This is a genomic window from Acetobacter nitrogenifigens DSM 23921 = NBRC 105050 (genome assembly GCF_000429165.1).
Lineage (GTDB): Bacteria > Pseudomonadota > Alphaproteobacteria > Acetobacterales > Acetobacteraceae > Acetobacter > Acetobacter nitrogenifigens.
The window spans coordinates 13,694-38,136 of record NZ_KE386853.1 but is presented as its reverse complement, the minus strand read 5'-3'; the positions used below and the strand labels follow the sequence as shown (position 1 = coordinate 38,136).

Here is a 24,443-nt window from a genome sequence, read left to right as displayed (position 1 = left end):
TCCGCGAGCATCATCCGACAAGGCGTTTACTGACGAACGCCCGCAGTCACGCCCCGGTTTCGTCGACGGCCAGGCGGGACCATGGCGCTTTGCAAGTCGGATCACAGGCACGCAAGCACATGATCGACCGCGACCCTATGCGCGAAAGCGGTCGCTTCTGCCGCCGTCTTGCCGCCGCTTCGGCTCAAAACACAGTCGTAATCCAACCATCGTATCGCTGCGAGCCGCCGGTAACACCAGTTCAGCAACGCATGAGGCATGATTTCGATAACCCGCGTTCCCGGTCGACAAAACACGAGATTGGTCAGTCCCGCGCCATGCGGAGCGACGATCACCGCCGCGCGTGCGAAGCACGCCCTCTGTTCGGCGACATTCATGTGTTCCAGCCGGACGCTGACGAAACCACGGCCGGCGAGCGCCTGCGCCAGTTCATCCTCGTTCTCCAAAGGACGGATCGCGCTTCCCCGTCGGTCGACGTAAATCCGGTCGCCGACTGCCGCATCGCCGCATTCAGGACCGTCGCTTCCGGCGATGAACGCCGCAGCGCCCGAATGACAGTAGCCGCAGGCGTCAACCGCACCCCACGGCAGCGACAACCGTTCGATGGAAACGCAACTCGCACCGCTCATGACATGGCGCGGTAGCGCCGACAGTCCAGCCGCCGCCAACGCGTCCTCTATCCATTCGCGTTGCCAGCCGAACCGCGTCTTTGGAACCAGTACGCCCGACAGGCTTCGTTTGTCCTTCGCGTCGATGACAAACAGCCGCGCGAGATTCATCAGGACAAAGTGAAAATAATTGTCCGAGTTCCCCAGGAGCAGGCTGAGCCAACGTCCCGCCACTCGCTCCGTCGGGGCTCCAAGATCGATCGCGCCGCCGTGCAGGATTTTGTACCCGTCCGCCTCGGGCGTCGTATGGTCGAGCGTATCTTCGACCACCAGCGAGCGTCCGTCTCCTACCACCCCACTCGCCGAGCGGACGACGACATCCTCCATATCCAGCTTCCACGCCTGAACAGGCGTCGGCGGCGCCCGCAACCATTCATCAGTTAGTCCGAAGAGGGCGAGGCTCTGCTCCCCGAACCGCATCGCAGGAAGACTCTGCGCAGGGTCATCGGCAATGGCCACAAAGTCGCGCAAGGGCGACAGTCGCTGTTGCATGAGGACGGCGAAACGCACCGGAACAGCCGGCGGCGACGCAGTGTGGCTTGAGTGAAACGTCACGATCTCGCTCATTTCCGAAAATTTCCTGCAATGCGCCCGTCGGTCCAGCCGCTCTGCCCGGCGACTTCGCTCCTGGCTTCATGAGGGTCGATGTTTTCGGGCAGAACCGCAATCGCCTCGACGATGGCCCAGTTTCCGCACGCCTGCATCGCCCCCTCCGCCGGGTCGCTCACAGGTGCGTCACAGAATTATCATCGCCGCGCCCTGCCACATCAAAGCCTTCGTCCATTCTTTCCGGCGGCCGCATCGACTGACGCCTGCACGCAGACGCTTCGTCCACGACGCGTCCGAACGCCTCTTCGGCCCGGTTCCAACGGCGCCGATCGCCTGTTGACAACACGCCCATTGGGCGTGCTCTAGCGGATCGTCTGGTCGCCGTTCGAACGGGGCGGCGCGGCCGAACGAAAACCAACGCCGGAGTCAATCCATGAGCGCCATCGTCGATATCATCGCCCGGGAAATTCTCGATAGCCGAGGCAATCCCACAGTAGAAGTCGAAGTCGAGCTGGCCTCTGGCGCCACTGGTCGCGCCGCAGTTCCTTCGGGCGCCTCCACAGGCGCGCACGAAGCCGTCGAACTTCGCGACGGCGACAAGTCGCGCTACGGCGGCAAAGGCGTGCTCAAGGCCTGCGAGAACGTCGAGACCGAGATTTTCCCGACCCTGCAGGGCGCTGAGTCGCAGGACCAGATCGACATCGACAACGCGATGATCGACCTCGACGGCACGCCAAACAAGGGCCGCCTTGGCGCCAACGCGATTCTCGGCGTCTCCCTCGCCGTCGCGCGCGCCTCCGCGAACGAGCTGGAAATTCCGCTCTATCGCTATATCGGCGGCCCGTTCGCACACACGCTGCCCGTTCCGATGATGAACATCATCAATGGCGGTCAGCACGCCGACAATCCGATCGACATTCAGGAATTCATGATCCAGCCGGTCGGCGCGCCGACCGTGGCGGACGCGATCCGGTGGGGCTCGGAGATCTTCGCGCAGCTCAAGAAGGCGCTCTCCGCAGCCGGACACGGCACCAATGTCGGCGACGAAGGCGGGTTCGCCCCGAACCTTCGTTCGGCTGATGAAGCGTTGGCCTACATTACGCGCGCCGTTGAAGCCGCAGGCTACCGTCCTGGTGAAGACGTCACCTTCGCCCTCGACTGCGCCGCGACCGAGTATTTCAAGGACGGCAAATACGTCATGGAGGGAGAGGGCAAGACCCTCGACGCGGGCGGCGCGGTCGCCTACCTCGAATCCCTTGTCAGCCGTTACCCCATCGTCTCCATCGAAGACGGCCTGGCCGAAGACGACTGGGAAGGCTGGGCGTTGCTCACCGCCGCCCTTGGCGAAAAGGTGCAACTGGTCGGCGACGATCTGTTCGTGACGAACCCTGACCGCCTGCGTCGTGGCATCGAAGCCGGCCTCGGCAACGCGCTGCTGGTGAAAGTGAACCAGATCGGCACTCTGACGGAGACGCTGGCCGCCGTGGAGATGGCGCACCGCGCGGGCTACACCAGCGTCATGAGTCATCGTTCGGGCGAAACCGAAGACGCCACGATCGCCGACCTCGCAGTCGCCACCAACTGCGGCCAGATCAAGACGGGCTCGCTCTCCCGCTCCGACCGTACGGCGAAATACAACCAGCTCATCCGTATTGAGCAGGAACTGGCGACAGCGGCGTCCTATGCTGGCCGCACGATTCTGAAGAGCTGAGACTTTAAAAGCCTCTCACGCCTTGAGATCGGGCTGAAACGCCCGGCCTCAAGGCGCCTCGGGCTGAAAGTGGCGCGCCTTTCTGTGCAACCGACAACTCGCAATCTGTTGCGGATTGGTCACTGAGAGAGAAAAAACGCCTGATACGTCGATCCTCACGTTCTTCATGATCGACTTCATCCCCGCGTAAACGCTTGATTAAACCACTATGGCGTCTCGTAATCGGGCAACGTCGGCGAATGCTCTGTTTTGAGTGTTGGCGCGACTGGAGCGATGCGTCACACTCTGAATTCAGATACGGGCGATTTTGCCGGGAAGGAAGTGAAGCGCATGCAGGCTGGCAGGTTTATCAGACGCACGCTGAACGCAGTCGTGCCCCCTGCCCTGTTCCTCGCGCTCGCTGGTTATTTCGGTTGGCAGGCGACGCAGGGCGCTCATGGCCTACATTCCTATCATGACCAGTTGCGCCTGCTGGACGACGCCAGGCAGTCCCAGAAAGACGCCACGCAGGAGCAGGCCGCATGGCGACGGCGCGTTGCGGGCCTGAGCGAAGGCGCCCTGAACGCCGACACGCTGGACGAGCGTTCGCGCGCCATGCTCAATCTGGCGCATCCCAACGATATCGTCGTTCCTTACGACCGGCATGACCAGCTTTTCTAAGCTGGTCTGATCACTGGTTCTCGACCCTCTATCCCTGCTTTCCATCACTGACGCCCGTTTCCGAATGTTCGATCTTGGACGGCGCTCTCTCCGGACGCCCGCACCCCAACGGCCCATTACATATGGACCGTATCGCGAAAGACAGGCTGGCCCTCGTTCTCCAAAACCGTGCGCCCGGGTACGTAACAGCGTTGCACCGGGCTCAGGCGCCAGACTCAGACGGGGTCATGCTTAGACGAGACAGACTTTAGGCGGGTCAGGCCGCTTTCCCTCTGCACGCGCCACCGGTGGGCTTTCGTTCCCCCATCCCCTTTACCGAGCTGGAACGCGTGCTCAGGAACGGTTCCTCCGCGCGCGGATCGCGGCTGTCCAGCGAGCGCCGAAGAACGGCAGGAAAGACGAACGGCATAAAAAAAGCCGCCTCTCCGAGGGAGAGACGGCTTTAGAAAGGCGGCTAAACCAGCCTTATTTGATCTTCGCTTCGCGGAACACGACGTGCTTGCGCGCAACGGGGTCGTACTTCTTCAGTTCGAGCTTGCCCGTCTGCGCGCGCGCGTTCTTGCGGGTCACGTAGAAATACCCGGTGTCGGCCGTGGAGACGAGCCGGATCTGAATAACGTTGGTCTTCGCCATGGGTCTAATCCTCAGGGGGTCGAGTGTTCGCCGCAGGTCTGGATTTGCACCCCTGATCGCGGCTGTGGTTCAAAGTCGGCGCAAATTGCTCATCTGGGGCCAGAAGGTCAAGCTTTCATGCGTCCTGCGCCCCTTTGGAACGTGAAAAAAGGCCGCAAACGTCATGATCGAGCTTTCAGAAGCGCGTGCGCGCGTCCTGTCGTCCCTTCCTCTGCTCGGTCTGGAGACTGTTTCCATAGCTGACGCATCTGGCCGAGTCACGGCGACGCACGTGATCGCGCGCATGTCGAATCCACCCGCCGACGTCTCCGCGATGGATGGTTACGCCGTTCGGGCCGCCGACGCCCTTGCCGGCTCCGTTCTTCGCGTTGTAGCGGAAGCGCCTGCCGGCCATCCGACGTCCACAAAGGTCGGTCCGGGCGAGTGCGTTCGCCTGTTTACAGGCAGCGTGATCCCCTCCGGCGCGGACGCGGTGCTGATACAGGAGAACGTGTCCAGGGAGGAGAACTCCATAACAGTCAACGCGGAACCCCGTTCCGGCGCATTCATAAGACCTCAAGGACAGGATTTCGCCAAAGGACAGGTCGTGGTTCCGGCCGGACGCAGGATGACTGCGCGGGATGTCGGCGTGGCGGCGGCGGCCAACGTGCCGTGGGTGACCGTCCGACGCAGGCCTCGCGTGGCCATCGTCAGCACCGGCGATGAAATTGCGCTGCCGGGGGAGCCAGTCCCGCCGGGTGGGATCATCGGCTCGGTCGCGCCGATGCTCGCCGCCCTGCTTCGAGAAGCGGGAGCCGAGCCGGTCATGATTCCGCCCGCTCGGGACACCGTCGAGGACATCCGACGCGCGACGCAGGGACTCGAGTCCCATGACCTCGTCCTGACCGTAGGCGGCGCCAGCGTCGGCGCCTATGATCTGGTCAAGGATGCGCTGGGGCAATCGGGCCTGAATGTCGATTTCTGGAAGATCGCCATGCGCCCGGGCAAACCGCTGATGTTCGGACGCCTGCGCGGGACGCCTGTCATCGGTCTGCCAGGCAATCCCGTTGCGGCTTTTGTGTGCAGTGTCGTGTTCGCCCTTCCTGCCTTGCGCTCCATGTCGGGGCAGAGCGTGATCGAAGAACTGCCGCACAAGGCACGGCTGGCGATTGATCTTGACGCCAACGACAGCCGTTTCGACCATCTCCGCGCCACACTTTCGCGCGATGAAGAGGGTGTTTTATGGGCGACCCCGTTCGCGAAACAGGATTCGGGGATGCTTGCGCCCCTGGCGGCGTGCGACGCTCTTGTGCTTCGCCCTGCTCATGCTCCGGCCGCAAACAGGGGGGAGGTCTGCGACATCATCCGGTTTGGAAGAATGTCGGACTGAAGCCGCCTGATTTGGCGCCCGGTTATTGACCGGAAACAGGAACTTATGTAGAACAAAGACCGGACATTCGCGAACGTATTCCGCGAGAGGAGATGGATTGATGTTGACCCGCAAGCAGCACGAATTGCTGCTCTTCATCGATTCGCACCTTAAGCATACGGGTTTCTCGCCGTCTTTCGACGAGATGAAAGAGGCGCTTGGCCTTAAATCCAAGTCAGGCGTGCACCGCCTGATCTCCGCACTGGAAGAGCGCGGCTTTCTGCAACGGCGGCACAACCGCGCCCGTGCGCTGGAAATCCTTCGTCTGCCGGCGGTAGGCGAGTCCGAACAGCTTGGAGGCGCCCCCTCCCCGCACGCTCTCAACGTTATCAAGGGTGATTTTTCCCACCGACTTGCAGGAGTGGTGCGTACGGCGGACGAAGCCGGATCGCTCAATCTGCCGCTCTACGGTCGTATTGCGGCAGGTCTGCCCATCGAAGCCCTGCGCGACAACGGAACGCACGTCGCCGTGCCGCTGGCGCTGCTGGGTCAGGGGGAGCATTACGCGCTCGAAGTGGCAGGCGATTCGATGATCGAAGCCGGGATTCTCGATGGAGATACCGTGATCATCCGAAAGGCGGATACGGCCGAGACCGGACAGATTGTCGTCGCCCTGATCGATGAGGCCGAGGTGACGTTGAAGCGTCTGCGCAAACGCGGCGCCGCAATCGCGCTGGAAGCAGCGAATCCTGCTTACGAGACGCGGATCGTTCCCGCCGAACGTCTGCGCATTCAGGGGCGTCTTGTCGGGTTGCTCCGTAACTACAACTAGTGCCCCTCTGACTGACGCAAGATCGATGGAGCGGTCGAGGGCTACCGCGCAGCACAGCTAGAGGCCTGCCCGTCAGAAGACAGTTCTCGTTGAAAGGCCCTCCGAGAGCCATCGGGCACTGGCGCGATCTTGTATAGACTGCGTCATCCTGATCTGTGCCACGATCATACCGATGTCGGCGGTGACGAACAGTTGTCTCGGCAGCGAAATCTTGCGCGCTCGTTACGAAAATGTCAGCCTTCAGACAGTAATCGCCACGTGGCTTTCTCGCGGTTCAGCGGTTGCGTCGGGAAGTCTATACAACATGCCGAATTACGTCGTCACCCATGGCCTGCCGCAGCCAAAAGCCGTCAATGAGTCGGGCTTCCCGTCTCTCGCAGGGACCGCTCCAGGCGCCCTCCGGTCGACCCCAACCATACTCAGCACCACATCAACATATATTCGCAGCGGCTCGGTCCGCCCGAGGGCGACGTTGAATATTCTCGCGCCGCCCCACTTTGCCGACGCTCCAAAAAGTGAGGTCGTTCGCCGATGAGCACGATCCCGCAAGAAGTGGCCACGACGCTCATCGAATCAGAAACGATCTTTCCTGTGCCTGCGGACAAACGGCACGGCGACGCACGCAGCCTGTGCCTGATGTGGGTGGGCGCCAACCAGAACATTCTCGCGATCATGACAGGCATGATCTACTGCAAGGTCCTGCATCTCTCCCTTCTTTGGGCGGCTGTCGCGATTCTGGCGGGCAACGGCGTCGGCGGCGTGTTCATGGCTCTTCACGCGGCTCAGGGGCCGCATCTCGGGGTTCCGCAGATGCAGCAAACCCGCGGTCAGTTTGGCGCTTGGGGCGCGTTGCTGATCGTCGCTGTGGTTATTCTTATGTATGTCGGTTTCACGGCGACCATACTGGCGATCGGCCGAGACCAGACCAATCTGGCTCTGGGCCTGTCAGGCCAGCAATGGCCCGTCATCCTCTCGGCGTTGGTAATCTTCATTCTCTGTGCCGTAGGACACGCGCTGATCGAGCGTTTCACCATCGGATACACCTATGTAGCGGCCACCAGCTTCATTTTGCTTGCCGCTTATTACGCCTTTGGCCTGCACGCCGCGCCGGTTAAACCGCTTCTCGCCATGCCGACGCTTCGCGATTTCGTCGCCGCGCTTTCGATCGGCGTGTTGTGGCAGATCGCCTATGCGCCCTACGTGTCAGATTACTCTCGCTATTTACCCGCCCATACAGGGGAGAAAACCGCCTTCTGGTCGTGCCTGACCGGTAGCACTCTGGGAACAGCCGGACCAACGCTGATTGGCGCCTATATTGGCAGCACCGCAGCTTCCGCGTCCTTCTACGACGAGTTGAATAGCATTTCATCCGCCCTGTCGCTTGCGTTGCTGACCGTCATCGTCATTTCAACACTTATATGCTGCACAATGCAGATTTACTGCGCAGCCTTGTCGATGATGACGTTCGTACACACATTTCGGCCGAATTGGCGCCCGACCCACCGCAGCCGGGCCGTGTGCTCAGCCATTCTGCTTGCCGCATCAGTCGCGACGACTATCTCGCTCCGCGGTGACATTCTCGATATCATCAATGATTTTATAGAGCTTCTTCTGGCCGTTCTTTCCCCGTGGACCGCCATAAATCTGGTCGACTATTATCTCGTCCGCCACGGCGACTACGATATTCCATCCCTTTTCAAGGAGGATGGCGGGATTTATGGGCTGGTGAACGGTCCCGCAGTCGTTTGCTACGGTCTTGGAATATTTGCGCAAATACCTTTTGTCTCGAACGCGCTTTACACCGGCGCCGCCGCTCGGTCGCTTGGCGGCGTCGACATATCCTGGATTGCCGGAATTGTCGTTCCTGGCGCCATTTACTGGGCTCTATCGACGCTCGGCGGCGCCCGGCGCACGCGCCGCAACGTGTGACCTCAGCCGCACTGCGGAAGCCACAAAATCAAGACTCCCTCGGGAATAAAAAGATGGGCGCATGATCGCGAAGTCATGCGCCCTTCTTACGAAACAAGTTTCAAAGCCTGATCCGGTTGAGCTGCGACGTCCTGTGGGCCGCAGTTCAACCGCCCGTGCGTTCCTTATTGGAAAGGCAGGTAACGCATCGAGAAGAAGATCATGTTGTCGTCGGTGTGCGGCGTGCCACCCACTCCACGGAACGCCGCGACGTTCGTGTAGGAGTACTGGGCGCCAAGCTGCACCGTGCCATAATCACCCTTCAGGTAACGCCACCAGAACCCGACCGTACCCTGCGCAACACGCTTGATGCTCGCCTGACAGAGACCCGAAGCTGCGCCTTCGGTATCGCAACCGGTTACGTTGTAGTTCGGATTTCCGTAGCCGTAGGATTTGCCGCCTGCATTGAACGAGCTGCGGTTCAGAATCTGCTCCATGCCTCCGTAGGCATACAGATCCAGCGACTTGGTCGGATGCCCGATCAGCCCCACCAGAACCTGCGCTTCAGGAAGCGGAACAGGCGCGCCCCGAGAGTTCAAAGTATAATCGGGCAGATTCGAAGTTCCGTAACGACCAATTCCGACCCCGGCCAGACCTGACGCCTGGAAGTCGAACTTGTTCTTGATGATCGGAATGACCATTCCGCCGCCGCCGCCGCCAGCAAATTTCGTGTGGCTATCGCCTCTGCCTAGATAGCTCACGCGATCATGCAGGAAGCGGCCAAGACCGAACGCTTCGAAATGGCCGAATTTTGGATCTGCGGTTCCCTTGATGACAAAGTCGGGCGCGACATCCGTTGAATAGGTAGTGTCGGAATTATTGACCTGCCCGCCGGAGTTGTTGTCGGTGACGCTCGTGGCGCCTTTGGGAACATACGTCCCGCCGCTGCCTGCGTTGATGACCGCCTGCGGGTTCGCGATTTCCACGCCAATGTGGTACTTGCCGTGATCGAAGCCTTTGACGGCGCGGACTCCGGTGTTACGCAGCCACGTGAAGCCAGGAATGTATTGCGCGTCGATGACCAGCGGAATCTGTTCGTCTCGCAAGCCCATGCCATGCTTGAACATGGTTGCAAGAGACCACATCTGGCCACCACTGATGTAAAAATCATCAGCAGTATCTTCCACCGCACCATAGAACAGACGCGAACGAAGCACGTAACTGTTGCTCTGGCGGGAGTTGGAAGCAGACCCTGCACCCTGGAAGTCAAGTTCCGTATAGGCTGAAACCCGGACGTCCTTCGAAACGTTGGCCGCCACCAGGGCCGCGAAACGACTCTGACGCTCTGTCTGATGATACTCGTTGATGTGCGCGTTGGGCGAGTTGCCCCACGGGATGGCGCCGAAATTGGAGCTGATGTCCGCAGTCTCGTTTCTTGTACGGAAAATGCCTGCAGATTCCAGGAAGCCGCCGAGTGTGATCGTCACGGGGCCGATATTAAACTGACCCTTGTGGAACACAGGAGCTTTCGCAATTCCATGGCCGGAAGGAACGCCGGACACCCGGCCATAAGCCGTGCTGTAAGGCGTTTCCGCTGTCATATAGGGCGGCGGAGTGTCCAGACCCGGCGCGCCATTGCTATTGATATAAGCGCGACGCATGGCGTACGGATTGCTTTCGGCGGCCATGCGGGCCTGCTTCGCGTTCTCTCGCGCCTCCGCAACTTCGTGGTCACGGTGAGCCTGCTGCACCTTCATTTCCTTCAGCTGCACCTGAAGAAGACGAATTTGCTTTTCCATGACGTCGATCTGTGACGCCGCCTGAGCATGCGCATCGCGACCAAGACCAAACTGCGTCAGTACGAGCGCGCTGCTCAAAAGCAAAACGCTTTTGCGCTTTGCAAAAAATAACGGCTCCGGCATCGGGGATTCCTGTAATTGGCAAGACCGATGCGGTTCTTAGGAGCCGGGGCGAGATCAAGTCTAAATAAGGTTCCATGACAGTAATATGACAAATATATGACAAAGTTTGTTAAAATCTTTTGTTTTCAAAAGGATCGTCAGGACTCGCCACCGTCACGCTCCAGATGGTGCACACACGCTCCTCCAACCCATGTGGCGCGAATGCAACGGTCGTCACCGAGGATGGTCAGAGCGAACAACAGGTCTTCAATACTTTCGCAACGCGAAGCGCGGTATTGCAACAGCGGCGTAGCCTGCGGATCAAGCACGCACAGGTCCGCCTCCATGCCCGGCGCGATCACGCCAATACGGTCATCTAGCTCCAGGGATCGCGCCGCGCCGGCGGTCGCCAGCCACAACGCTTGCGCAACGTGCAGACGCCGGCCTGTCATCTGCGCGACTTTATAAGCTTCTCCCATCGTTCGCAGTTGGGAAAGAGACGTTCCCGCGCCTACGTCAGATCCCAGACCGACCCTGACTGGCCTTTTTGAATCCAGAGCATCGAAAAGACGAAAAGCGCCGCTGCCCAGAAAGAGATTCGACGACGGGCAATGGGAAAGCGCCGCTCCGGTTTCGTGGCAACGACACAACTCCGCCTCGTCCACATGAATGGCGTGACCGAACACGCTTCGCGGCCGCACAAGCCCCGCGTGATCATAAACATCGAGGTAAGAACGCCGGTCCGGGAAAAGGCGCCGGACCGTCTCCACCTCGTTCAGGTTCTCCGCAAGGTGGGTCTGCATGAAGAGACTTGCATCGCGACGGAGCAGATCGCCCGCCGCCTCAAGCTGCTCCGGCGTGCTGGTGATGGCGAAGCGCGGCGTGACGGCGTAAAGCTGCCGGCTCTTGCCATGCCAACGATCGATCAACGCCGACGATTCGTCGTATCCCCGCTGAACAGTGTCACGAAGCGCGTCCGGCGCGTTGCGGTCCATCAACACCTTTCCGGCGATCATCCGCGCCCCGAGCCGCTCCGCCGCCTCGAAGAATGCGTCGACCGACTGGGGATGGGAGGTGCAATAGACGGCCGCCGTAGTCGTGCCGCATCGCATCAGTTCGGCCAGAAAGCGTTTCGCCGTGTCACGGGCCACAGCCTCGTCAGCGAAGGCTGCTTCGGCCGGAAACACGTAGCTCTCCAGCCACTCCAGCAGTTGCTCGCCCCAGGCTGCTATGACTGGCAACTGCGGGTAGTGAACATGCGTGTCGATGAAGCCCGCCGAGATGAGACAGTCCTTGTAATGAACGGGGACCACTCCTTCGGGGAGGACCACCCTCGTCGCGTCGTAAGGACCGAATGCCGATATCCGCCCATCTTTCATGACGATCAACGCGTCGTCTTCGACCAGGAGGCTTTCCGAAGGCGGAACCTCGAACGGGTTGGCGCGGAAGGTAACGGCGCGCCCTCGTATGGCGGCGCAGGATACGGATGACGTCACAATCAGGCCTCTTCTTTCAATCGTTGCGTTAAGGTCTCGCGACGCAAGGCTTTCGCGTTTCGCCCTCAGATCGCGTCTCTTAACAAATGAGCCGCCGTCTGCAGCGCGGTTGCTGCAACCTATTATGAATGTCGCTGCTCGTTGCTATGTCGACAACGTGTGCGCCGGGCATCCATGCAGAAAGCCGCGTGGTCGCGCGCGCCAAGCCTCGGCTTAATGCGAACTGCGCAGGGGCTCTCCCGTGGAGGACAGCGCGCAGGCGAAGGCAAGCGCATGAAAAAATTGTGGCGACGATTGAACCGACCCTATCTGGCCGCGAAGGGTGAGACAGACGGGACCGGGACCATCCACGTCAAACCCCACAAAAAGCAGCCACGGCGCGGGATCACGTCCCAGGAAGCCGCACGGCGCTTCCGTGCGCACGCCCTTGAGGAGAAAGGGCATGACGACGTCTTGCGGATCGGTCTGAAGGATTCGTTCTGGTCGGACGTCTACCACCACGCGCTGACCGCAAGCTGGCCGCAGTTCCTGTTCAGCAGCCTGTGCGGATACCTCGCCGCCAATCTGATCTTCGCTGCGCTCTACGAGCTTGCAGTCTCGCAGATCTCGTCTCCGCATCCACTGAGTCTGCTGGATCTGTTTTTCTTCAGCGTACAGACGCTTTCCACGGTCGGCTACGGCGTCATGGCGCCGGTCGGCCCTATGGCGAACGCCATAGTTTCCGTCGAAGTGCTGGTCGGCATGATGGTGAACGCTCTGGCGACGGGTCTGGTGTTCGCCCGTTTCGCGCGTCCCCGCGCGCGGCTCATGTTCGGCAGGAAAGCCGTCATCTCGGATGAAAATCAGGTGTCGGCGCTCTGCATACGGGTCGCCAACCAGCGCCGAAGCATGATTCACTCCATGGATGCGGAGATCGCGCTATCGCTGCTCAGGCAAACCCCGGACGGACACCTGGTGCGGGAGTTTCATCCCCTGCAACTGGTGCAGGCGCATGTTCCTGTGCTGCGCTTCGCGTTCGTCATCGCGCATGTCATCGCCCCGGACAGCCCCCTGACCCGACACAGGCTCGCCGCACTGGCGGAGGACGAAGCCGAGATCATAGTCACCGTAACCGGCACGGACGAAGCGACAGGCCAGGCCGTTTTCGCCCGCACCGCCTACAGAATCGATCAGATCCTCATCAATCATCGCTTCGTGGACATGATCCACAGCAATCCGACAGGACGCATCGCCGTGGATTTTTCGCGCTTTCACGACACTGAGGCGCACGCCCCCACCCCCGAATGAACGCGACAATCCTCCTCGATTGCGGAGCGAACCGCTCATCCAGAGGAGAAGAGACGCACCTTGCAGAGTTTCGGAGCAGCGGCCGCCCGCAGCTGGCCATGATCAACGCTTGCTTTCAGACAGCTTGATGGCTGACAGAGGCGTATTTTCGTAATATCGACGTACCTCACGTCAACGTGAAACAACGCCTTTCCACCCTCCCAGCGCGCAGATATGCGTCCAATGTTCATGCGATACAGGGACGACCGATAGGCGCGACTGCCTGATCAGCGCCAGATCAGACAGAGCCTCGTCCGCTTTCATTTCCGCAAGCGTTACCGCCCGCGGCATCGGCCCAACGGTCTTCACATCGACGCAGACCCATGGCCCAGCCTCTGCGGAAGGATCTGGATAGGCCTCCCGTGCGATTTCCACGACGCCGACGATCTCCCGCCCTTCATTCGAGTGGTAGAAGAAGGCCAGATCGCCCTTCTTCATCGCCGCGAGGTTTTTCTTCGCCTGATGATTACGCACGCCGGTCCATGGCTCGACATCGTTGGCGACCTGCTCATCCCATGAAAATGCGTCGGGCTCCGACTTCACCAGCCAGTACTGACGCGCCAACGCGTCGGGCTCCCTGCTCATTCCGCGAGGGCCCCGTCGCGGAACACCGCGCGCGTGGGGCGAATGACGACGCTTTCGAACAGGTCGACCTTCGCATACGGGTCGCTCGCAGCGAATCCTTCGGCTGCGGCGCGGTCCTCTACATCGACGATCAGCAGGCTGCCGCAGGCCCGTCCGTCATGATTGAACAGCGGACCGGCGAATTGAATGCGATCGACATAGGTCTGCAGATACGCAAGATGGCTCTCACGGGTTGCTGACCGTGTTTCGAATGCTCCGGGTTTATCGGTGCAGACAATGGTGAAAAGCATGGCTGGCTCCGGTCGTGTGCAAGAGAAGAGCCACCCATGAGTCGAGTGGCCCGTGTCAACGCCGTCATGATAGTGTAGGAACGTGCGCCCCGCCATTTGCGGTGGAGCCTTTTCCGCGCCCTGGCGCGATCCCATGTAGACGCGACGACGTAACCGGACGCCGTCTCTTCGATCAGGACACAGACAGATCTTGAACGCTTCCCCGACATTCATGGATCGCGCCGGCGCCCTGTTTCACCGCTACGCCAATCCCGGGCGTTTTCTGAAACTTGGGGCCGCGCTGCAGCCATGGCTCACATGGCCTGCGATCGTGCTGACCCTTTGCGGCCTCGGTTGGGGCCTGTTCTTCTCGCCCGCCGACTGGCAGCAGGGCGATTCGGTACGTATCATGTATGTGCATGTGCCGTGCGCGTGGCTGGCGTCCTCAGGTTACGCCGCGCTCGCCGTGTGCGCCGTGCTCTCACTGGTATGGCGGCATCCGCTGGCCGATCTGGCTGCGGTGGAAATCGGCCCGGTCGGAGCCTGCGTGACAGCGACATGCCTCGCCACAGGTTCGCTCTGGGGCAAGCCCATGTGGGGCACATGGTGGGTGTGGGACGCGCGCCTGACCTCCGTGTTGGTGCTGTTCTTCCTCTATCTCGGCCATATCGCGCTGATCCGCGCTTTCGACGATCCGCAACGAGGCTATCGCGCGGCGGCGATTCTGGCGCTCGCCGGCGCCGTGGATCTGCCGATCATCAAGTTCAGCGTGCAATGGTGGAACACTCTGCATCAGCCCGACAGCATCACCCTGACCGGCGCCCCCACAATGTCGCACGCCATGCTCTGGCCCCTGCTCGTCTCGACGCTGGGATTCACATTGGGGTTCGCCGCCATCGTCGTCGCCCGCCTGCGGGCAGGAGTGATGGAGCATCGCATCCGTAGTCTGCTCACCAGTCCGCGCCGCGGAACGTCGGTTAACGCCACTCTTGCTGAATCTGGCGCGCAGGAGTTGGCCGTATGACGCATCTTCCATACATTCTGGCTGCTTATGGGCTGGCTGGCGCGCTAGCGCTTTATCTGTCGATCGGCGCTGCGCTGCGCCTGCGTCGCGACCGTGCGCGCCTTGCCACGCTTGAAGCCGCACGCGGGCGGCAGCCCGTGGACGGTCAGACAGAGACAGGTCGCGCCGGAGTCAGCGCATGAAACGCAAGACACGCAGACTCTGGCTGGTCATCGCCTGCGTTGCTGGGCTTGGAGCCGCCGCCGGACTAACGCTCTCGGCGTTCTCCTCTAACATCGTGTTCTTCATGACGCCGTCGCAGGTCGCCGCGAAGGTGCCCCCCGCCGACCGCACCATTCGCCTCGGCGGGATGGTTGTCGCCGGATCGGTGCATCGGGAACGGCATGGCGAAACGCCGGTAAACAGCTTCGAAGTGACCGACGGACAGGCCGCCGTGACGGTGCAGTTCGAAGGCATCCTCCCCGACCTGTTCCGGGAGGGGCAGAGCGTCGTGGCTGTCGGGTCGATGACGCCTGGCGGCGGTTTCGCCGCCTCGGAGGTTCTCGCCAAGCATGACGAAACCTATATGCCCAAGGAAGTGGCTGAAGAGCTGCAGAAGTCCGGCAAATGGGACCCCAAATTCGGCCCGCCGCCAAATGCTGCGAGCTGGAACGCCATGACAGCCAAAGACGCGAAGACGTCTTCTCGCGGCAGTTGATCGTGGCGACTTTCTTCTGCGGCCTTATGCCGCGCGCTCCCCGAAGCGCACCGATTCAAGATAATAGGAACGTTGCGTGAGCCCCGAACTCGGCCATTTCGCCCTTGCGCTCGCCTGCGCCTTCGCCTTCGCACAGACCATCCTGCCGCTGATAGGCGCGCAGCGCCGCGACCGGAGGCTGATGACGATGGCTCCCGGTCTCGCGCTCGGTCAGGTCATTGCGCTCGGCGCTTCGTTCCTTTGCCTGATCGACGCCGCGATCAGCGACGATTTCTCCGTCGCCAACATTCTGGAGAACAGCGCTGTCACGAAGCCGTTGCTCTATAAAATCACCGGCGTCTGGGGAAATCATGAAGGCTCGATCCTTCTGTGGGCGCTGATTCTCGGACTGTGTGGCGCGGCGGTCGCCGCTTTCGGGCGCAATCTTCCGGCGGCTCTGCGCGCGCGCGTGCTCGCCGTGCTCGGCGGCGTCGCGGCGGGGTTTGAGCTTTTCTGCCTCACCACATCCGATCCGTTCGACCGCGTCTGGCCTGCTCCTCTCGATGGGCAGGGCATGAACCCGCTGCTGCAGGACCCTGGCCTCGCGTTCCACCCGCCCATTCTCTACACGGGCTATGTCGGCTTCGCTGTGCCGTTCGCCTTCGCCATCGCCGCGCTGATCGAAGGTCGCGTCGACGCAGCCTGGGGGCGTTGGGTCCGTCCTTGGGCGGTCGCGGCCTGGGCGTTCCTGACCTGCGGCATCGCCCTGGGGTCTTGGTGGTCCTATTACGTCCTTGGCTGGGGCGGTTACTGGTTCTGGGATCCGGTGGAGAATGCGTCCCTCATCCCGTGGCTGTCAGGAACGGCGCTGATGCATTCGGCGATCGTTGTGGAAAAGCGCGAGGCGCTGAAAATCTGGACCGTCCTTCTGGCCATCGCGACGTTTTCGTTCTCGCTTTCGGGAACTTTCCTTGTCCGCTCCGGCATCCTGAATTCGGTTCACGCCTTCGCCAACGATCCCGCGCGCGGCATCTTCATCCTCGGGCTGCTCGGCCTGGTCATTGGCGGATCGTTGGCGCTTTTTGCCTGGCGCGCGCCGTCCCTGACGGCTGGCGGCCTGTTTTCGCCGGTGTCGCGAGAGGGGCTGCTGGTGCTGAACAATATCCTGCTCTGTTCGATCTGCGCCGTGGTTCTGACGGGCACGATGTATCCGCCGTTCATGTCCCTGCTGTTCGGCAAGACGATTTCGGTCGGCAAACCGTTCTTCGACGCGGCGACGATTCCTCTGGCCATTCCGCTGTTCGCTTTTATGGGGTTCGGGCCGATGCTTCCGTGGAAGCGTGCGCAGATGTGGCCGGTCCTGCGCCGCCTGTGGATCGCCGCGCTCGCGACGCTGCTGGCGTTCGCAGTCGCCACGTGGAGCCTGTCGGGCGTACTGCCAATCTTGTGCGCCACAGGCGCCGTGTGGGTCATCGCCACCAGCGCGACCGATATCGCTAACCGCGTCGCGCTGTTCCGCATTCCGCTGGGACAGAGCTTCAACCGCGCCCGCTTTCTGCCGCGCGCCGCTTTTGGCGCTGCGCTGGCCCATGCGGGCGTTGGCGTCAGCGCACTGGGCCTCGCCGCCATGTCTCAGGCGCAGCACAAGATCGTCGAGGTGCCGGTCGGTCAGACCGAAAGCCTCGCCGGGTATGACTGGACGCTGGCCAACGTGAAGACGGAACCCGGCCCGAATTACACCGCGCTGGTTGGCACGATAGAAGTCCGTCACAACGGACATCTGGTGACGGTGATGCATCCGTCGAAGCGTAGCTTCAATGCGCAGAACCAGACCACGACCGAGGTGTCTATCCACACCAACGGCTTCTCGGACCTGTATGGCGTGATCGGCGACAAACATGGCGACGACGCGCATCCAACTTATGTGCTGCGTCTGCATTACAACCCGCTGGCGCCATGGATGTGGCTTGGCGCATTGATCATGGCGTTCGGCGGCGCGCTCTCTCTTTCGGATCGGCGCATGCGCGTCGGGGCGCCGCGACGCGCGCCCGTGCCCAACACGGTGGCCGCGGAATGAGCGCCGAGGGTCCTTCGCTCGGCCGACGCCGGGTGATGATGGCGCTGCCTCTGGCAGGCGCTGGCGTCGTCGGAGCAGCGTTCTGGAGCATGCTATCGGGAATGCAGAAGGGGTCGTTCAACCCGCATGACATCAACGCGCCATCGGCAGGCCGCCCTGTCCCCGACTTCACAGTAACGGACCAGACGCCGGGCGTCGGTTTTTCGAGCCACGACCTTCAGGCGATCACGGCTCCAGTCCTGATCAACTTCTTCGCCTCATGGTGCATTCCGTGCATCGCGGAAATGCCACAACTGCTGAAGCTGCGTGACAGGCTTCCGATCTGGGGCATCGCCTACAAGGACAAGCCAGACAACGCCGCAGGTTTCCTGCGCCACGCCGGAAACCCTTATGCGCGGATCGGCAGTGATTTCGAGGGCCGCGTGGCCATCGACTGGGGCGTGTCCGGTGTGCCGGAAAGTTTCCTGATCGCTCCGGGCGGGAAGATCGTCTGGCATGGCGCGGCGGGCCTGAACAATGACGAGGTGCAGAACGCCCTCGACGCAGCGCTTGGGCAGGCGAAACGATGAGGCGCCTCGTGTTCCAGAGAGGCCGACATGCATCCGTCGCACTCGCTGCGATGCTGTTCCTCGCGCCGGTTTTAGCGTCGGCGGTGGACGATCCGTCAGAAATGCTCCCCGATCCAAAACAGGAAGCGAGGGCGGAGGCCATCGGATCGCAGCTTCGCTGCCTCGTCTGTCAAAATGAATCGATCGAAGACAGCAGCGCCGGTCTTGCGCGCGATCTGCGAAAGGTTGTGCGCGAGCATGTCGCGAAGGGCGAAAGTCAGCAGCAGGTCATCGCCTGGATGGTCTCGCGCTATGGCGATTTCATCCGCCTCAGCCCGCCTGTCACCGTGGCTACGCTTCTTCTCTGGGGGATGCCCGCGCTGGCGTTGCTCGCCGGGATTGTCGGCGCCGTCGTGATTTTTCGTAAAAAGCCACAGGCCGCGCCGTTGACGGACGAAGAACGCGCGCGTCTCGAAGAATTGTCCCGTGAGCGTTGAGATGACTCCTAAATTCGATGGATCGGCATTGACTGCCGCCAGCAATACAAATGGCGGAAACGCGGCATGATCTGGATCGGCATTGGCTGTCTCAGTCTTTTCGCCCTGCTTCCGGCGGCGACCGCTTTTTGGCTCCGGGGACGTGCTCAGGATGAACGCAGCGCGGCTTTGGCCCTGCATGAAGCCCAGTTGACCGAGCTTGAGCGCGACCTGTCGATCGGCATGATCGCTCCGGCTGAGCACACGATTGCGAAACTCGAAATCCAGCGGCGCATCCTTGCGGCCGATCGCGCCCGGTCGGACATTTCGGAAAAATCTGCGCGGGCGCGGGCCATCGTGGCGCTTGGACTGATCCCGTTCGTCGCCATCGGTTTGTACCTGACGGGTGGGCATCCAACAATGCCGGCCCAGCCATTGAAGCCCCGTCTTGCACAGATCAAGGCGCGCGACGCCAAAGGCGACGCAGCGATCGACCAACTGCGCGTGGCTCTGGCCAAGATGTCTCCGACTGACCCAACGCTTCGTCAGGGCTACCTCCTGCTCGGACAAGCTGAAGCTGCGCGCGGACGCAGCGCAGCAGCCGCAGAAGCATGGCGCCATGCGCTTGATCTCGGGTTTGCGCCTGAACTGGCTGCCGAAGTCGCCGAAGAGCAGACAATGGCGGACGGCCACATCAGCGCCGACAGCCTTGCTCTTTATCGCCGCGCGCTGGACGCCGCCCCGAAGGACGCGCCCTGGCGCGAATCCATCGAACAACGTATCGCCCAGGGCGAGCACGATCAGGAACAACCGTGAACGTTCCTTTGCCAATGCGCGAGCCGGAGATGAGCGGTCTGCAGCTCTGTCCGGTGTGTCGAGGAAAGATGCGGCGCACGGCGGAAGTTTGCCCACATTGCGGCGCCCAGAAGCATTTCGGCGCGACGCCAAAGGAGGCTCTGATCGGAACCGGCGCAGGTTTGGGCGTCGGGGGGCTTCTTGTGATTGCTGTGCGCGGGGATCTCCTGATTGGCGGCGTAGCGCTCGCCGTCGGAGCGATTCTTGGTTTCGTTCTTGCGCAGAACCGGTATGGGGATCGATGGCTCCCAAGGAAAAAAAGCGACTAAACAGGCATTTCCAGTCAGCTAGAACCAGTTGCCCGGGCAGACGCGCTTCACCAAAGTCTGGTGAGACAATATTAATCGCAAATCAAACTCAGCGGGTAAACCTTTTAACGACCACGCCCCACTAACGCATGGGCGGAAGAAGAAAACCTTCTGTGTTATCAAATAAAATTCCGAATGACCGCTGTTTTGGGCAGCTTTCGATCGAAATCGGTTGCCTGAAACAGTAACCGCACCACGAACATCACGATCTTGCGTGACTCAAAATCCCTGCTCCCCGTCAAAAACGCAGCGTTCAACGCCCCAGCAAATCACACTTTGACGCGATTGGCCCGGCTCCTGGTGTTCTTCCGTCTCGACGACAAGGCGCGCGTCTCCGTCAGCCCGAAGCGCTCCATCAACTCTTCTCTGTATAGTCTCTGCCTTTCACCGATCCCTTCAACGTCAATCGCCATTCGACCAACCAGATGATGAATCCGTGTAATTTCGTCTAACTGTTTATCGGAGGGCATTTTTCCTGTAACCGATTTTTCGTGACGCCTGTGGGCGTTAAGCGGCTCCGCCACATATGCGACCTGTACGCCCGGCGCCTTCAGAAGTTCGATGTAAAGGCGCCAATCTCCCGCCGCTTCGAATGTCTCGAGTTCCCCGCATCGCGACAAGGCGTCCTGCAGCGCGTCACGTCGAAACAGCACGGACGATGCATTGAGGATAAGATTGCGTTCACTCAGATACTCAGCAACGAACGTCGCTCCCATATGCACGCCATCTCGATCAAGAACATCGCCAGCGACCGAGGCGCAGTATGGCTTGTAGGATTCGAAAATCTGCACTCCGTCGGAGTCGATTGCGCGGCTGTCGGAAAACGCCATCACGCCCTCTGGCGCCGCGTCGAGCGCTGCGCATAAGCGTCCCAGGAAATCCGGCTCGGCCAGATCATCGGCTTCAGCGATCCATACCCAGTCTCCTCGCGCTTCCGCCGCCGCGCGACGCCACTGGGCAAACACCGAACCCGATCCACGTCTGTTGACGACTACACGAATATTCCTGTCCCATTCCTCTGCAGTCGCCTGTGCCACGGTGACGCTGTCGTCCGTCGAGGCGTCGTCCAGAACAATGATTTCGAAGATGGGATAATGCTGGGCGAAAATCGTCGCCAGACGACCAGCCAGATAGCGGGCGTAATTATACGAAAGCACGACGACCGAAATCCGGCGGCGCGATGGGACGACAAGATGAAGCAGACGTTCGACATAACGATCGAATGGAAAGAAATTTTCTACCTTTTTACACATCCTGCCGCGCGCGCGCAGACCATCCGCCAGTGCAGAGTTGGCCATCCTTGTAGCGTGCCGCGCCATCCGCACGACGTCGCCCATCGGCGCCGTGGCGACGATATCCGGCATTCCCAGACGCGTCGCCACCTGTTTCATAAGTTCCGGCGCGCCGCCTGAATCTTCGAAAACAACGCAACGCAAGCCGCAGGCCAGAGCCTCCATCACAACCGAGGGCAGCGGATCTTCGCGCGACGTCAACGCGAAGACGTCAGCTGCAGAAAGATAGTCCTGCACGTCAGCCACGTGACCTGGAAGATGAAACCGGCCGCTCTCCCGCGCATGATCAATTTCCGACTCCATCCAGTCGCGGCACTGCGCGTCAATGGCGCCCAACCACAGCAGATGCGTCCGAGTTTGATCTCTCCGCGTCCCGTCGGTATTACGCCAGAGCTGCAGGAACAGATCAAAACCTTTGCGTAGATCGGCGTATCCCGCTGCGACAATCAATCGATCCTCCGGGCCAACACCCAGACGCGCTCGAACTGTCTCCCGTGCCTGTCGACGAAAAGCGACGGAGCTGTATAGTCCCTGAGGCAGAATCTCCGTCGCCTTCGGGGCTTGCGGCAACGTCGCCGTCACCTGTCGCGCAACACTCTCTACCGGAAACACTGTTCGCCGCGCTAGACTTGCCGCTTCTGACAGAGTCCCGTTCAGATGTCGGTTATTCAGAAACGCAGGCATTTCGTGAACAAGTTGAATGAACTCGATCCCTGCAGTCGCCAACGCCTTCCCCATCACGGACGCCGCACAGGTGTTGATTATGGCGTTGTCATATCCTTTCGCACGGATCGCGGCGAGACGTTCAGCGAGATCGGGATGGTCAGCCGCGACCAGTTCGACCTCCGCCACCTCCCGATATTGCGGAAGCAATCCACCTGGCCCGAGCAGTAGAAACTGCACTTTGACGCCGTGATTTTTCTTAAGAAACCGACCGATGGCGAGAAGCAGCATTTGCGCGCCAGACGGAAAAGCGTCGTGCCCAACGAGTAGAATCCGCGCGCCCGCCGCTGCCCCGAACGCGCCGGTCACTGCGCGACCTGTCGCGTTAAGAAATGCCGACCCGAAATGCTGGTCAGGTTCGAGATAGGCGCCCTCTGCCCATTCGTTCCACGCGTTGACGCAAATCAGCGCCTCCCCGTGGAATGGCGTCTGACGCGCTTGCTCGATGAGGCCAGATAGCCAACGTTCGTAAAGCGCGGGCGTCGAACCATGCAATACGAGACCGGCGCCCTGTCGTCGCGCGTCGTTGTCCCATGACGGCGCTGCTGTACGAATGAGCGGAAAGTCAGGGCTCGGCATGGACAGCGCGTTATCCACGACCTGCTCGTAATCGTAAATCTGTCCTGTAAAATCTGTGTCAAGAAATCGAATTTCTGAATTAATCGTTGAGAGGCCGCCAACGACCTTGTGCGGCGGAAACTCTATGGCGCCATCCATTCCAAATTTGCGCGGATCATTGTCGCCGAAGGACTGACTCATGACAAATATGGGATCAGCGCCACACGCCTCCACGAACAGCCGACGCCAGCGCGCTATGGTTGCAACAGAATCTGGCACGACGCCGGGCCGGTAAAGCATCAAAAGCGGACGGCTTCCGATATGGATATAGCGAGTATCTCTGAAATGCCGAACAAAGCACGCTATGAGATCCGCCTCGTCGTCGGCGTGGAAGTCCTGCGCGATAAGAATGTCGTCATCCGACCCATCCCATCTCCGGCTCCAGTTTTCGTTCGCCCACATCAAGCAAAATGGAAGATCAATATCCGGATTGGCCAATAGCATCTCAAGCGGCGACTCAAGAAGTCGCTCGCCATTGAACCAGAAGCAGTATCTATTGTTTTCATTGGCTAATTTTCTGCACTACGTTGATACAGAAACCAATTTGCAGTAGCTGTTATGACATCCTAAAACAAATTACGCAGAGACGAATTTTGGTGCCGTGACAATCCCAGACCCTTCACTTGCAGCCGACGAATTGATCCGCCTATTTGGAGAAGGCGCGAAGGAGATCGCGCTCAAATACGTTGGTATTTATGTTGAACAAGAAGAGTTAGAGATGACCGAAAGTTGGCTGGGGGTGTTGCAATGCGTGTTGCGCAGACTTAAGCCGCACGACAGCACGCAGTGAACGAGGCATCGCTTTCGTATACCTTTAGCAGCAACGTCTCAAAATCTATTTAACGATTTCTCGAGCAAGCACAGAAACTCCAGCCTCCAGCGCAGCTGCGGCACATGCTTTTGCGTCAGCCATGGATAATCCGCCTTCCGTCACGGAAATCGAAATAAAGCTGGATATCCTGTCCGCCAACTCGGAGGCGGCAGCGTCAAGTGGCAGCGATTTTTTTTTGATATTTTCTGCGTATTCAATGCCAATATCGGCCATTAGGCTCTTTTCGGCCTCAGATACGTGTGCCTTTTGCATAGTCATTACACTTTCACAAAACAATTTGCGAGATGATAATATTTTATTTTGGAATTGAAATTTCCAAGATTTATTAGAAGATCGTTTATTTCAGATGCTATTCATTAAATTGGCAATCGCTAATTTTTTACAAATTTCGTAATAATGAGTCGTGATGATGATGGGTTGTTAGGGATTGAGGCGATAGAAGCACGCGCTGGTGATTGAAGGCTCTACGCTCACCTCGGCGACGTCCACCGCGATAGTGGTTCTACCATTTCGCATCAGCCTACCTCCGCCGGGGTAAAACGTAATGACATCTGCGGGGCGCACCGAGAACGTCCCCCTAACTGATTTATCGTCGGGGCCGAAACGCCGCAGATTAGCAACGATCACAGCCGTGACGGTCGAGATACCATTTGGTACGATGATGGCGACGTCTTCAACTGCGCGCTCGAATCGACAGTTCGGATGCGTATTCATTGCGTTACGTTACATGCTTCTTACGCCGGTAGCCACACCCCTACCGCAGCAGTACCACACGATGAGAGCAGGGCTGACGACTTAACCGCCAACGTGCGCCTATTGGGGTACACGAGCAACTGTATACTCAGCAGAAAGGCTCCACTCGCTTTCATTTAGGACCTTCGAGAGAGTCGCACTCTTTCCGCAAGCGGTAATTCAGAAGTCCCAGCAAGCAACAGCTATTAGGATTAGGGCTCATACTTTGATATAGAATAGGGAGGTTACTGCGATATGGATTGCGGACATTAAAGTATGAGCGCTGCGGTCGTATCTGGTTGCAACAGGTCGCCAGTCTTTCAGCTTTGCGAACATGTTTTCGATCAGATGGCGTTTTTTATACAGGCGCCAGTCGTAAGGCGGCTTTGATTTCCG

At 60.0% G+C, this 24,443-nt stretch carries 25 protein-coding genes and 2 pseudogenes; 15 read left to right on the top strand and 12 right to left on the bottom strand.

The window, feature by feature from the left end; all coding sequences use genetic code 11:
- Positions 1-101: 101 nt before the first annotated feature.
- A complete protein-coding gene (locus tag G442_RS0119145; protein WP_026399229.1) occupies positions 102-1,235 on the bottom strand; it encodes a glycosyltransferase family 61 protein in 1,134 nt (377 codons plus the stop codon).
- The gene (locus tag G442_RS25475) at positions 1,232-1,396 is read right to left on the bottom strand and encodes a hypothetical protein (protein ID WP_154660430.1); all 165 of its coding nucleotides are present in this window, start codon (positions 1,394-1,396) and stop codon (positions 1,232-1,234) included. The genes G442_RS0119145 and G442_RS25475 overlap by 4 nt, the downstream gene beginning before the upstream one ends.
- A 254-nt stretch (positions 1,397-1,650) precedes the next feature.
- Here G442_RS25475 and eno point away from each other — a divergent pair, with 254 nt between their 5' ends.
- Complete coding sequence (gene eno / locus G442_RS0119130) at positions 1,651-2,928, top strand: phosphopyruvate hydratase (protein ID WP_026399228.1); 1,278 nt, start codon at positions 1,651-1,653, stop codon at positions 2,926-2,928.
- Between the two features lie 330 nt (positions 2,929-3,258).
- Positions 3,259-3,588, top strand: coding sequence for an FtsB family cell division protein (locus tag G442_RS0119125; protein WP_026399227.1), 330 nt, complete (start codon positions 3,259-3,261; stop codon positions 3,586-3,588).
- A gap of 465 nt (positions 3,589-4,053) precedes the next feature.
- Here G442_RS0119125 and rpmG read toward each other — a convergent pair whose 3' ends face one another.
- Positions 4,054-4,221, bottom strand: a complete 168-nt coding sequence (gene rpmG / locus G442_RS0119115; RefSeq protein WP_026399226.1) for a 50S ribosomal protein L33 — start codon at positions 4,219-4,221, stop codon at positions 4,054-4,056.
- A 163-nt stretch (positions 4,222-4,384) separates the two neighbouring features.
- Here rpmG and G442_RS0119110 point away from each other — a divergent pair, with 163 nt between their 5' ends.
- The 3 genes from G442_RS0119110 to G442_RS23560 all read left to right on the top strand — a co-directional run bounded on the left by G442_RS0119110 (position 4,385) and on the right by G442_RS23560 (position 8,330).
- A complete protein-coding gene (locus G442_RS0119110; RefSeq protein ID WP_026399225.1) occupies positions 4,385-5,590 on the top strand; it encodes a molybdopterin molybdotransferase MoeA in 1,206 nt (401 codons plus the stop codon).
- 100 nt (positions 5,591-5,690) lie between these two features.
- Positions 5,691-6,401 carry a transcriptional repressor LexA gene (gene lexA, locus G442_RS0119105; RefSeq protein WP_026399224.1) on the top strand — a complete coding sequence of 237 codons (711 nt, stop codon included), beginning with the start codon at positions 5,691-5,693 and terminating at the stop codon, positions 6,399-6,401.
- 531 nt (positions 6,402-6,932) lie between these two features.
- Positions 6,933-8,330 carry a purine-cytosine permease family protein gene (locus G442_RS23560; RefSeq protein ID WP_051292564.1) on the top strand — a complete coding sequence of 466 codons (1,398 nt, stop codon included), beginning with the start codon at positions 6,933-6,935 and terminating at the stop codon, positions 8,328-8,330.
- A 164-nt stretch (positions 8,331-8,494) separates the two neighbouring features.
- Here G442_RS23560 and G442_RS0119090 read toward each other — a convergent pair whose 3' ends face one another.
- Together G442_RS0119090 and guaD are read right to left on the bottom strand one after the other, a co-directional pair.
- Complete coding sequence (locus G442_RS0119090) at positions 8,495-10,186, bottom strand: hypothetical protein (protein WP_246789555.1); 1,692 nt, start codon at positions 10,184-10,186, stop codon at positions 8,495-8,497.
- A 182-nt stretch (positions 10,187-10,368) separates the two neighbouring features.
- Positions 10,369-11,706 carry a guanine deaminase gene (gene guaD, locus G442_RS0119085; RefSeq protein ID WP_026399221.1) on the bottom strand — a complete coding sequence of 446 codons (1,338 nt, stop codon included), beginning with the start codon at positions 11,704-11,706 and terminating at the stop codon, positions 10,369-10,371.
- A gap of 273 nt (positions 11,707-11,979) precedes the next feature.
- On the opposite strand from guaD, the gene G442_RS0119080 reads away from it, so the two are divergent.
- Positions 11,980-12,993, top strand: a complete 1,014-nt coding sequence (locus G442_RS0119080; RefSeq protein ID WP_026399220.1) for an ion channel — start codon at positions 11,980-11,982, stop codon at positions 12,991-12,993.
- A gap of 171 nt (positions 12,994-13,164) precedes the next feature.
- Here the strand turns inward: G442_RS0119080 and G442_RS0119075 are convergent, their stop codons facing one another.
- Together G442_RS0119075 and G442_RS0119070 are read right to left on the bottom strand one after the other, a co-directional pair.
- Complete coding sequence (locus tag G442_RS0119075; protein WP_035376955.1) at positions 13,165-13,617, bottom strand: EVE domain-containing protein; 453 nt, start codon at positions 13,615-13,617, stop codon at positions 13,165-13,167.
- Entirely contained in the window at positions 13,614-13,907 is a 294-nt protein-coding gene (locus G442_RS0119070) for a YciI family protein (RefSeq protein ID WP_026399218.1), read from the bottom strand. The genes G442_RS0119075 and G442_RS0119070 overlap by 4 nt, the downstream gene beginning before the upstream one ends.
- A gap of 190 nt (positions 13,908-14,097) precedes the next feature.
- Here G442_RS0119070 and G442_RS0119065 point away from each other — a divergent pair, with 190 nt between their 5' ends.
- The 8 genes from G442_RS0119065 (at position 14,098) to G442_RS0119030 (ending at position 19,811) form a co-directional block, all read left to right on the top strand.
- The gene (locus tag G442_RS0119065) at positions 14,098-14,910 is read left to right on the top strand and encodes a heme ABC transporter permease (protein ID WP_026399217.1); all 813 of its coding nucleotides are present in this window, start codon (positions 14,098-14,100) and stop codon (positions 14,908-14,910) included.
- The gene (locus tag G442_RS23555; RefSeq protein WP_035376954.1) at positions 14,907-15,092 is read left to right on the top strand and encodes a hypothetical protein; all 186 of its coding nucleotides are present in this window, start codon (positions 14,907-14,909) and stop codon (positions 15,090-15,092) included. The genes G442_RS0119065 and G442_RS23555 overlap by 4 nt, the downstream gene beginning before the upstream one ends.
- Positions 15,089-15,607 carry a cytochrome c maturation protein CcmE gene (gene ccmE, locus G442_RS0119055; RefSeq protein ID WP_026399216.1) on the top strand — a complete coding sequence of 173 codons (519 nt, stop codon included), beginning with the start codon at positions 15,089-15,091 and terminating at the stop codon, positions 15,605-15,607. Before G442_RS23555 ends, ccmE begins: the two co-directional genes overlap by 4 nt.
- A gap of 76 nt (positions 15,608-15,683) precedes the next feature.
- Positions 15,684-17,663, top strand: coding sequence for a heme lyase CcmF/NrfE family subunit (locus G442_RS0119050; protein WP_026399215.1), 1,980 nt, complete (start codon positions 15,684-15,686; stop codon positions 17,661-17,663).
- Positions 17,660-18,232 carry a redoxin domain-containing protein gene (locus G442_RS0119045; protein ID WP_026399214.1) on the top strand — a complete coding sequence of 191 codons (573 nt, stop codon included), beginning with the start codon at positions 17,660-17,662 and terminating at the stop codon, positions 18,230-18,232. Before G442_RS0119050 ends, G442_RS0119045 begins: the two co-directional genes overlap by 4 nt.
- Positions 18,229-18,708 (top strand): cytochrome c-type biogenesis protein, encoded by a 480-nt coding sequence (locus tag G442_RS0119040; protein WP_026399213.1) that lies wholly within the window; start codon positions 18,229-18,231, stop codon positions 18,706-18,708. Before G442_RS0119045 ends, G442_RS0119040 begins: the two co-directional genes overlap by 4 nt.
- A gap of 66 nt (positions 18,709-18,774) precedes the next feature.
- Entirely contained in the window at positions 18,775-19,503 is a 729-nt protein-coding gene (gene ccmI, locus G442_RS0119035) for a c-type cytochrome biogenesis protein CcmI (protein ID WP_026399212.1), read from the top strand.
- Positions 19,500-19,811 carry a hypothetical protein gene (locus G442_RS0119030; protein ID WP_146882318.1) on the top strand — a complete coding sequence of 104 codons (312 nt, stop codon included), beginning with the start codon at positions 19,500-19,502 and terminating at the stop codon, positions 19,809-19,811. The genes ccmI and G442_RS0119030 overlap by 4 nt, the downstream gene beginning before the upstream one ends.
- A gap of 308 nt (positions 19,812-20,119) precedes the next feature.
- On the opposite strand, the gene G442_RS26500 is transcribed toward G442_RS0119030, so the two are convergent.
- Complete coding sequence (locus tag G442_RS26500) at positions 20,120-21,214, bottom strand: glycosyltransferase (protein ID WP_340139966.1); 1,095 nt, start codon at positions 21,212-21,214, stop codon at positions 20,120-20,122.
- A gap of 18 nt (positions 21,215-21,232) precedes the next feature.
- Positions 21,233-22,963: pseudogene (locus G442_RS26495) on the bottom strand (glycoside hydrolase family 99-like domain-containing protein); the annotation flags it as partial.
- Between the two features lie 121 nt (positions 22,964-23,084).
- On the opposite strand from G442_RS26495, the gene G442_RS0119015 reads away from it, so the two are divergent.
- Positions 23,085-23,273: a hypothetical protein gene (locus G442_RS0119015; RefSeq protein ID WP_026399210.1), complete on the top strand. Its 189-nt coding sequence runs from the start codon at positions 23,085-23,087 to the stop codon at positions 23,271-23,273.
- A gap of 45 nt (positions 23,274-23,318) precedes the next feature.
- Here the strand turns inward: G442_RS0119015 and G442_RS0119010 are convergent, their stop codons facing one another.
- The 3 genes and pseudogenes from G442_RS0119010 to G442_RS26400 all read right to left on the bottom strand — a co-directional run.
- A complete protein-coding gene (locus tag G442_RS0119010; protein WP_146882314.1) occupies positions 23,319-23,573 on the bottom strand; it encodes a hypothetical protein in 255 nt (84 codons plus the stop codon).
- A gap of 162 nt (positions 23,574-23,735) precedes the next feature.
- Positions 23,736-24,029, bottom strand: coding sequence for a hypothetical protein (locus tag G442_RS0119005; protein WP_026399208.1), 294 nt, complete (start codon positions 24,027-24,029; stop codon positions 23,736-23,738).
- A 237-nt stretch (positions 24,030-24,266) separates the two neighbouring features.
- Positions 24,267-24,443: pseudogene (locus G442_RS26400) on the bottom strand (IS5/IS1182 family transposase); the annotation flags it as partial.

What these genes read in the sequence shown, in the direction of transcription:
- G442_RS0119075 (WP_035376955.1), bottom strand. Translation starts at nt 13,617, where the DNA reads ATGAGCAGGGAGCCCGACGCGTTGGCGCGTCAGTACTGGCTGGTGAAG.
- ccmE (WP_026399216.1), top strand. Translation starts at nt 15,089, where the DNA reads ATGAAACGCAAGACACGCAGACTCTGGCTGGTCATCGCCTGCGTTGCT.
- G442_RS0119005 (WP_026399208.1), bottom strand. Translation starts at nt 24,029, where the DNA reads ATGAATACGCATCCGAACTGTCGATTCGAGCGCGCAGTTGAAGACGTC.
- G442_RS0119110 (WP_026399225.1), top strand. Translation starts at nt 4,385, where the DNA reads ATGATCGAGCTTTCAGAAGCGCGTGCGCGCGTCCTGTCGTCCCTTCCT.
- eno (WP_026399228.1), top strand. Translation starts at nt 1,651, where the DNA reads ATGAGCGCCATCGTCGATATCATCGCCCGGGAAATTCTCGATAGCCGA.
- ccmI (WP_026399212.1), top strand. Translation starts at nt 18,775, where the DNA reads ATGATCTGGATCGGCATTGGCTGTCTCAGTCTTTTCGCCCTGCTTCCG.
- G442_RS0119145 (WP_026399229.1), bottom strand. Translation starts at nt 1,235, where the DNA reads ATGAGCGAGATCGTGACGTTTCACTCAAGCCACACTGCGTCGCCGCCG.
- G442_RS23555 (WP_035376954.1), top strand. Translation starts at nt 14,907, where the DNA reads ATGACGCATCTTCCATACATTCTGGCTGCTTATGGGCTGGCTGGCGCG.
- G442_RS0119080 (WP_026399220.1), top strand. Translation starts at nt 11,980, where the DNA reads ATGAAAAAATTGTGGCGACGATTGAACCGACCCTATCTGGCCGCGAAG.
- G442_RS0119125 (WP_026399227.1), top strand. Translation starts at nt 3,259, where the DNA reads ATGCAGGCTGGCAGGTTTATCAGACGCACGCTGAACGCAGTCGTGCCC.
- rpmG (WP_026399226.1), bottom strand. Translation starts at nt 4,221, where the DNA reads ATGGCGAAGACCAACGTTATTCAGATCCGGCTCGTCTCCACGGCCGAC.
- G442_RS23560 (WP_051292564.1), top strand. Translation starts at nt 6,933, where the DNA reads ATGAGCACGATCCCGCAAGAAGTGGCCACGACGCTCATCGAATCAGAA.
- G442_RS0119070 (WP_026399218.1), bottom strand. Translation starts at nt 13,907, where the DNA reads ATGCTTTTCACCATTGTCTGCACCGATAAACCCGGAGCATTCGAAACA.
- G442_RS0119040 (WP_026399213.1), top strand. Translation starts at nt 18,229, where the DNA reads ATGAGGCGCCTCGTGTTCCAGAGAGGCCGACATGCATCCGTCGCACTC.
- lexA (WP_026399224.1), top strand. Translation starts at nt 5,691, where the DNA reads ATGTTGACCCGCAAGCAGCACGAATTGCTGCTCTTCATCGATTCGCAC.
- G442_RS0119045 (WP_026399214.1), top strand. Translation starts at nt 17,660, where the DNA reads ATGAGCGCCGAGGGTCCTTCGCTCGGCCGACGCCGGGTGATGATGGCG.
- G442_RS0119010 (WP_146882314.1), bottom strand. Translation starts at nt 23,573, where the DNA reads ATGACTATGCAAAAGGCACACGTATCTGAGGCCGAAAAGAGCCTAATG.
- G442_RS26500 (WP_340139966.1), bottom strand. Translation starts at nt 21,214, where the DNA reads ATGCCGGATATCGTCGCCACGGCGCCGATGGGCGACGTCGTGCGGATG.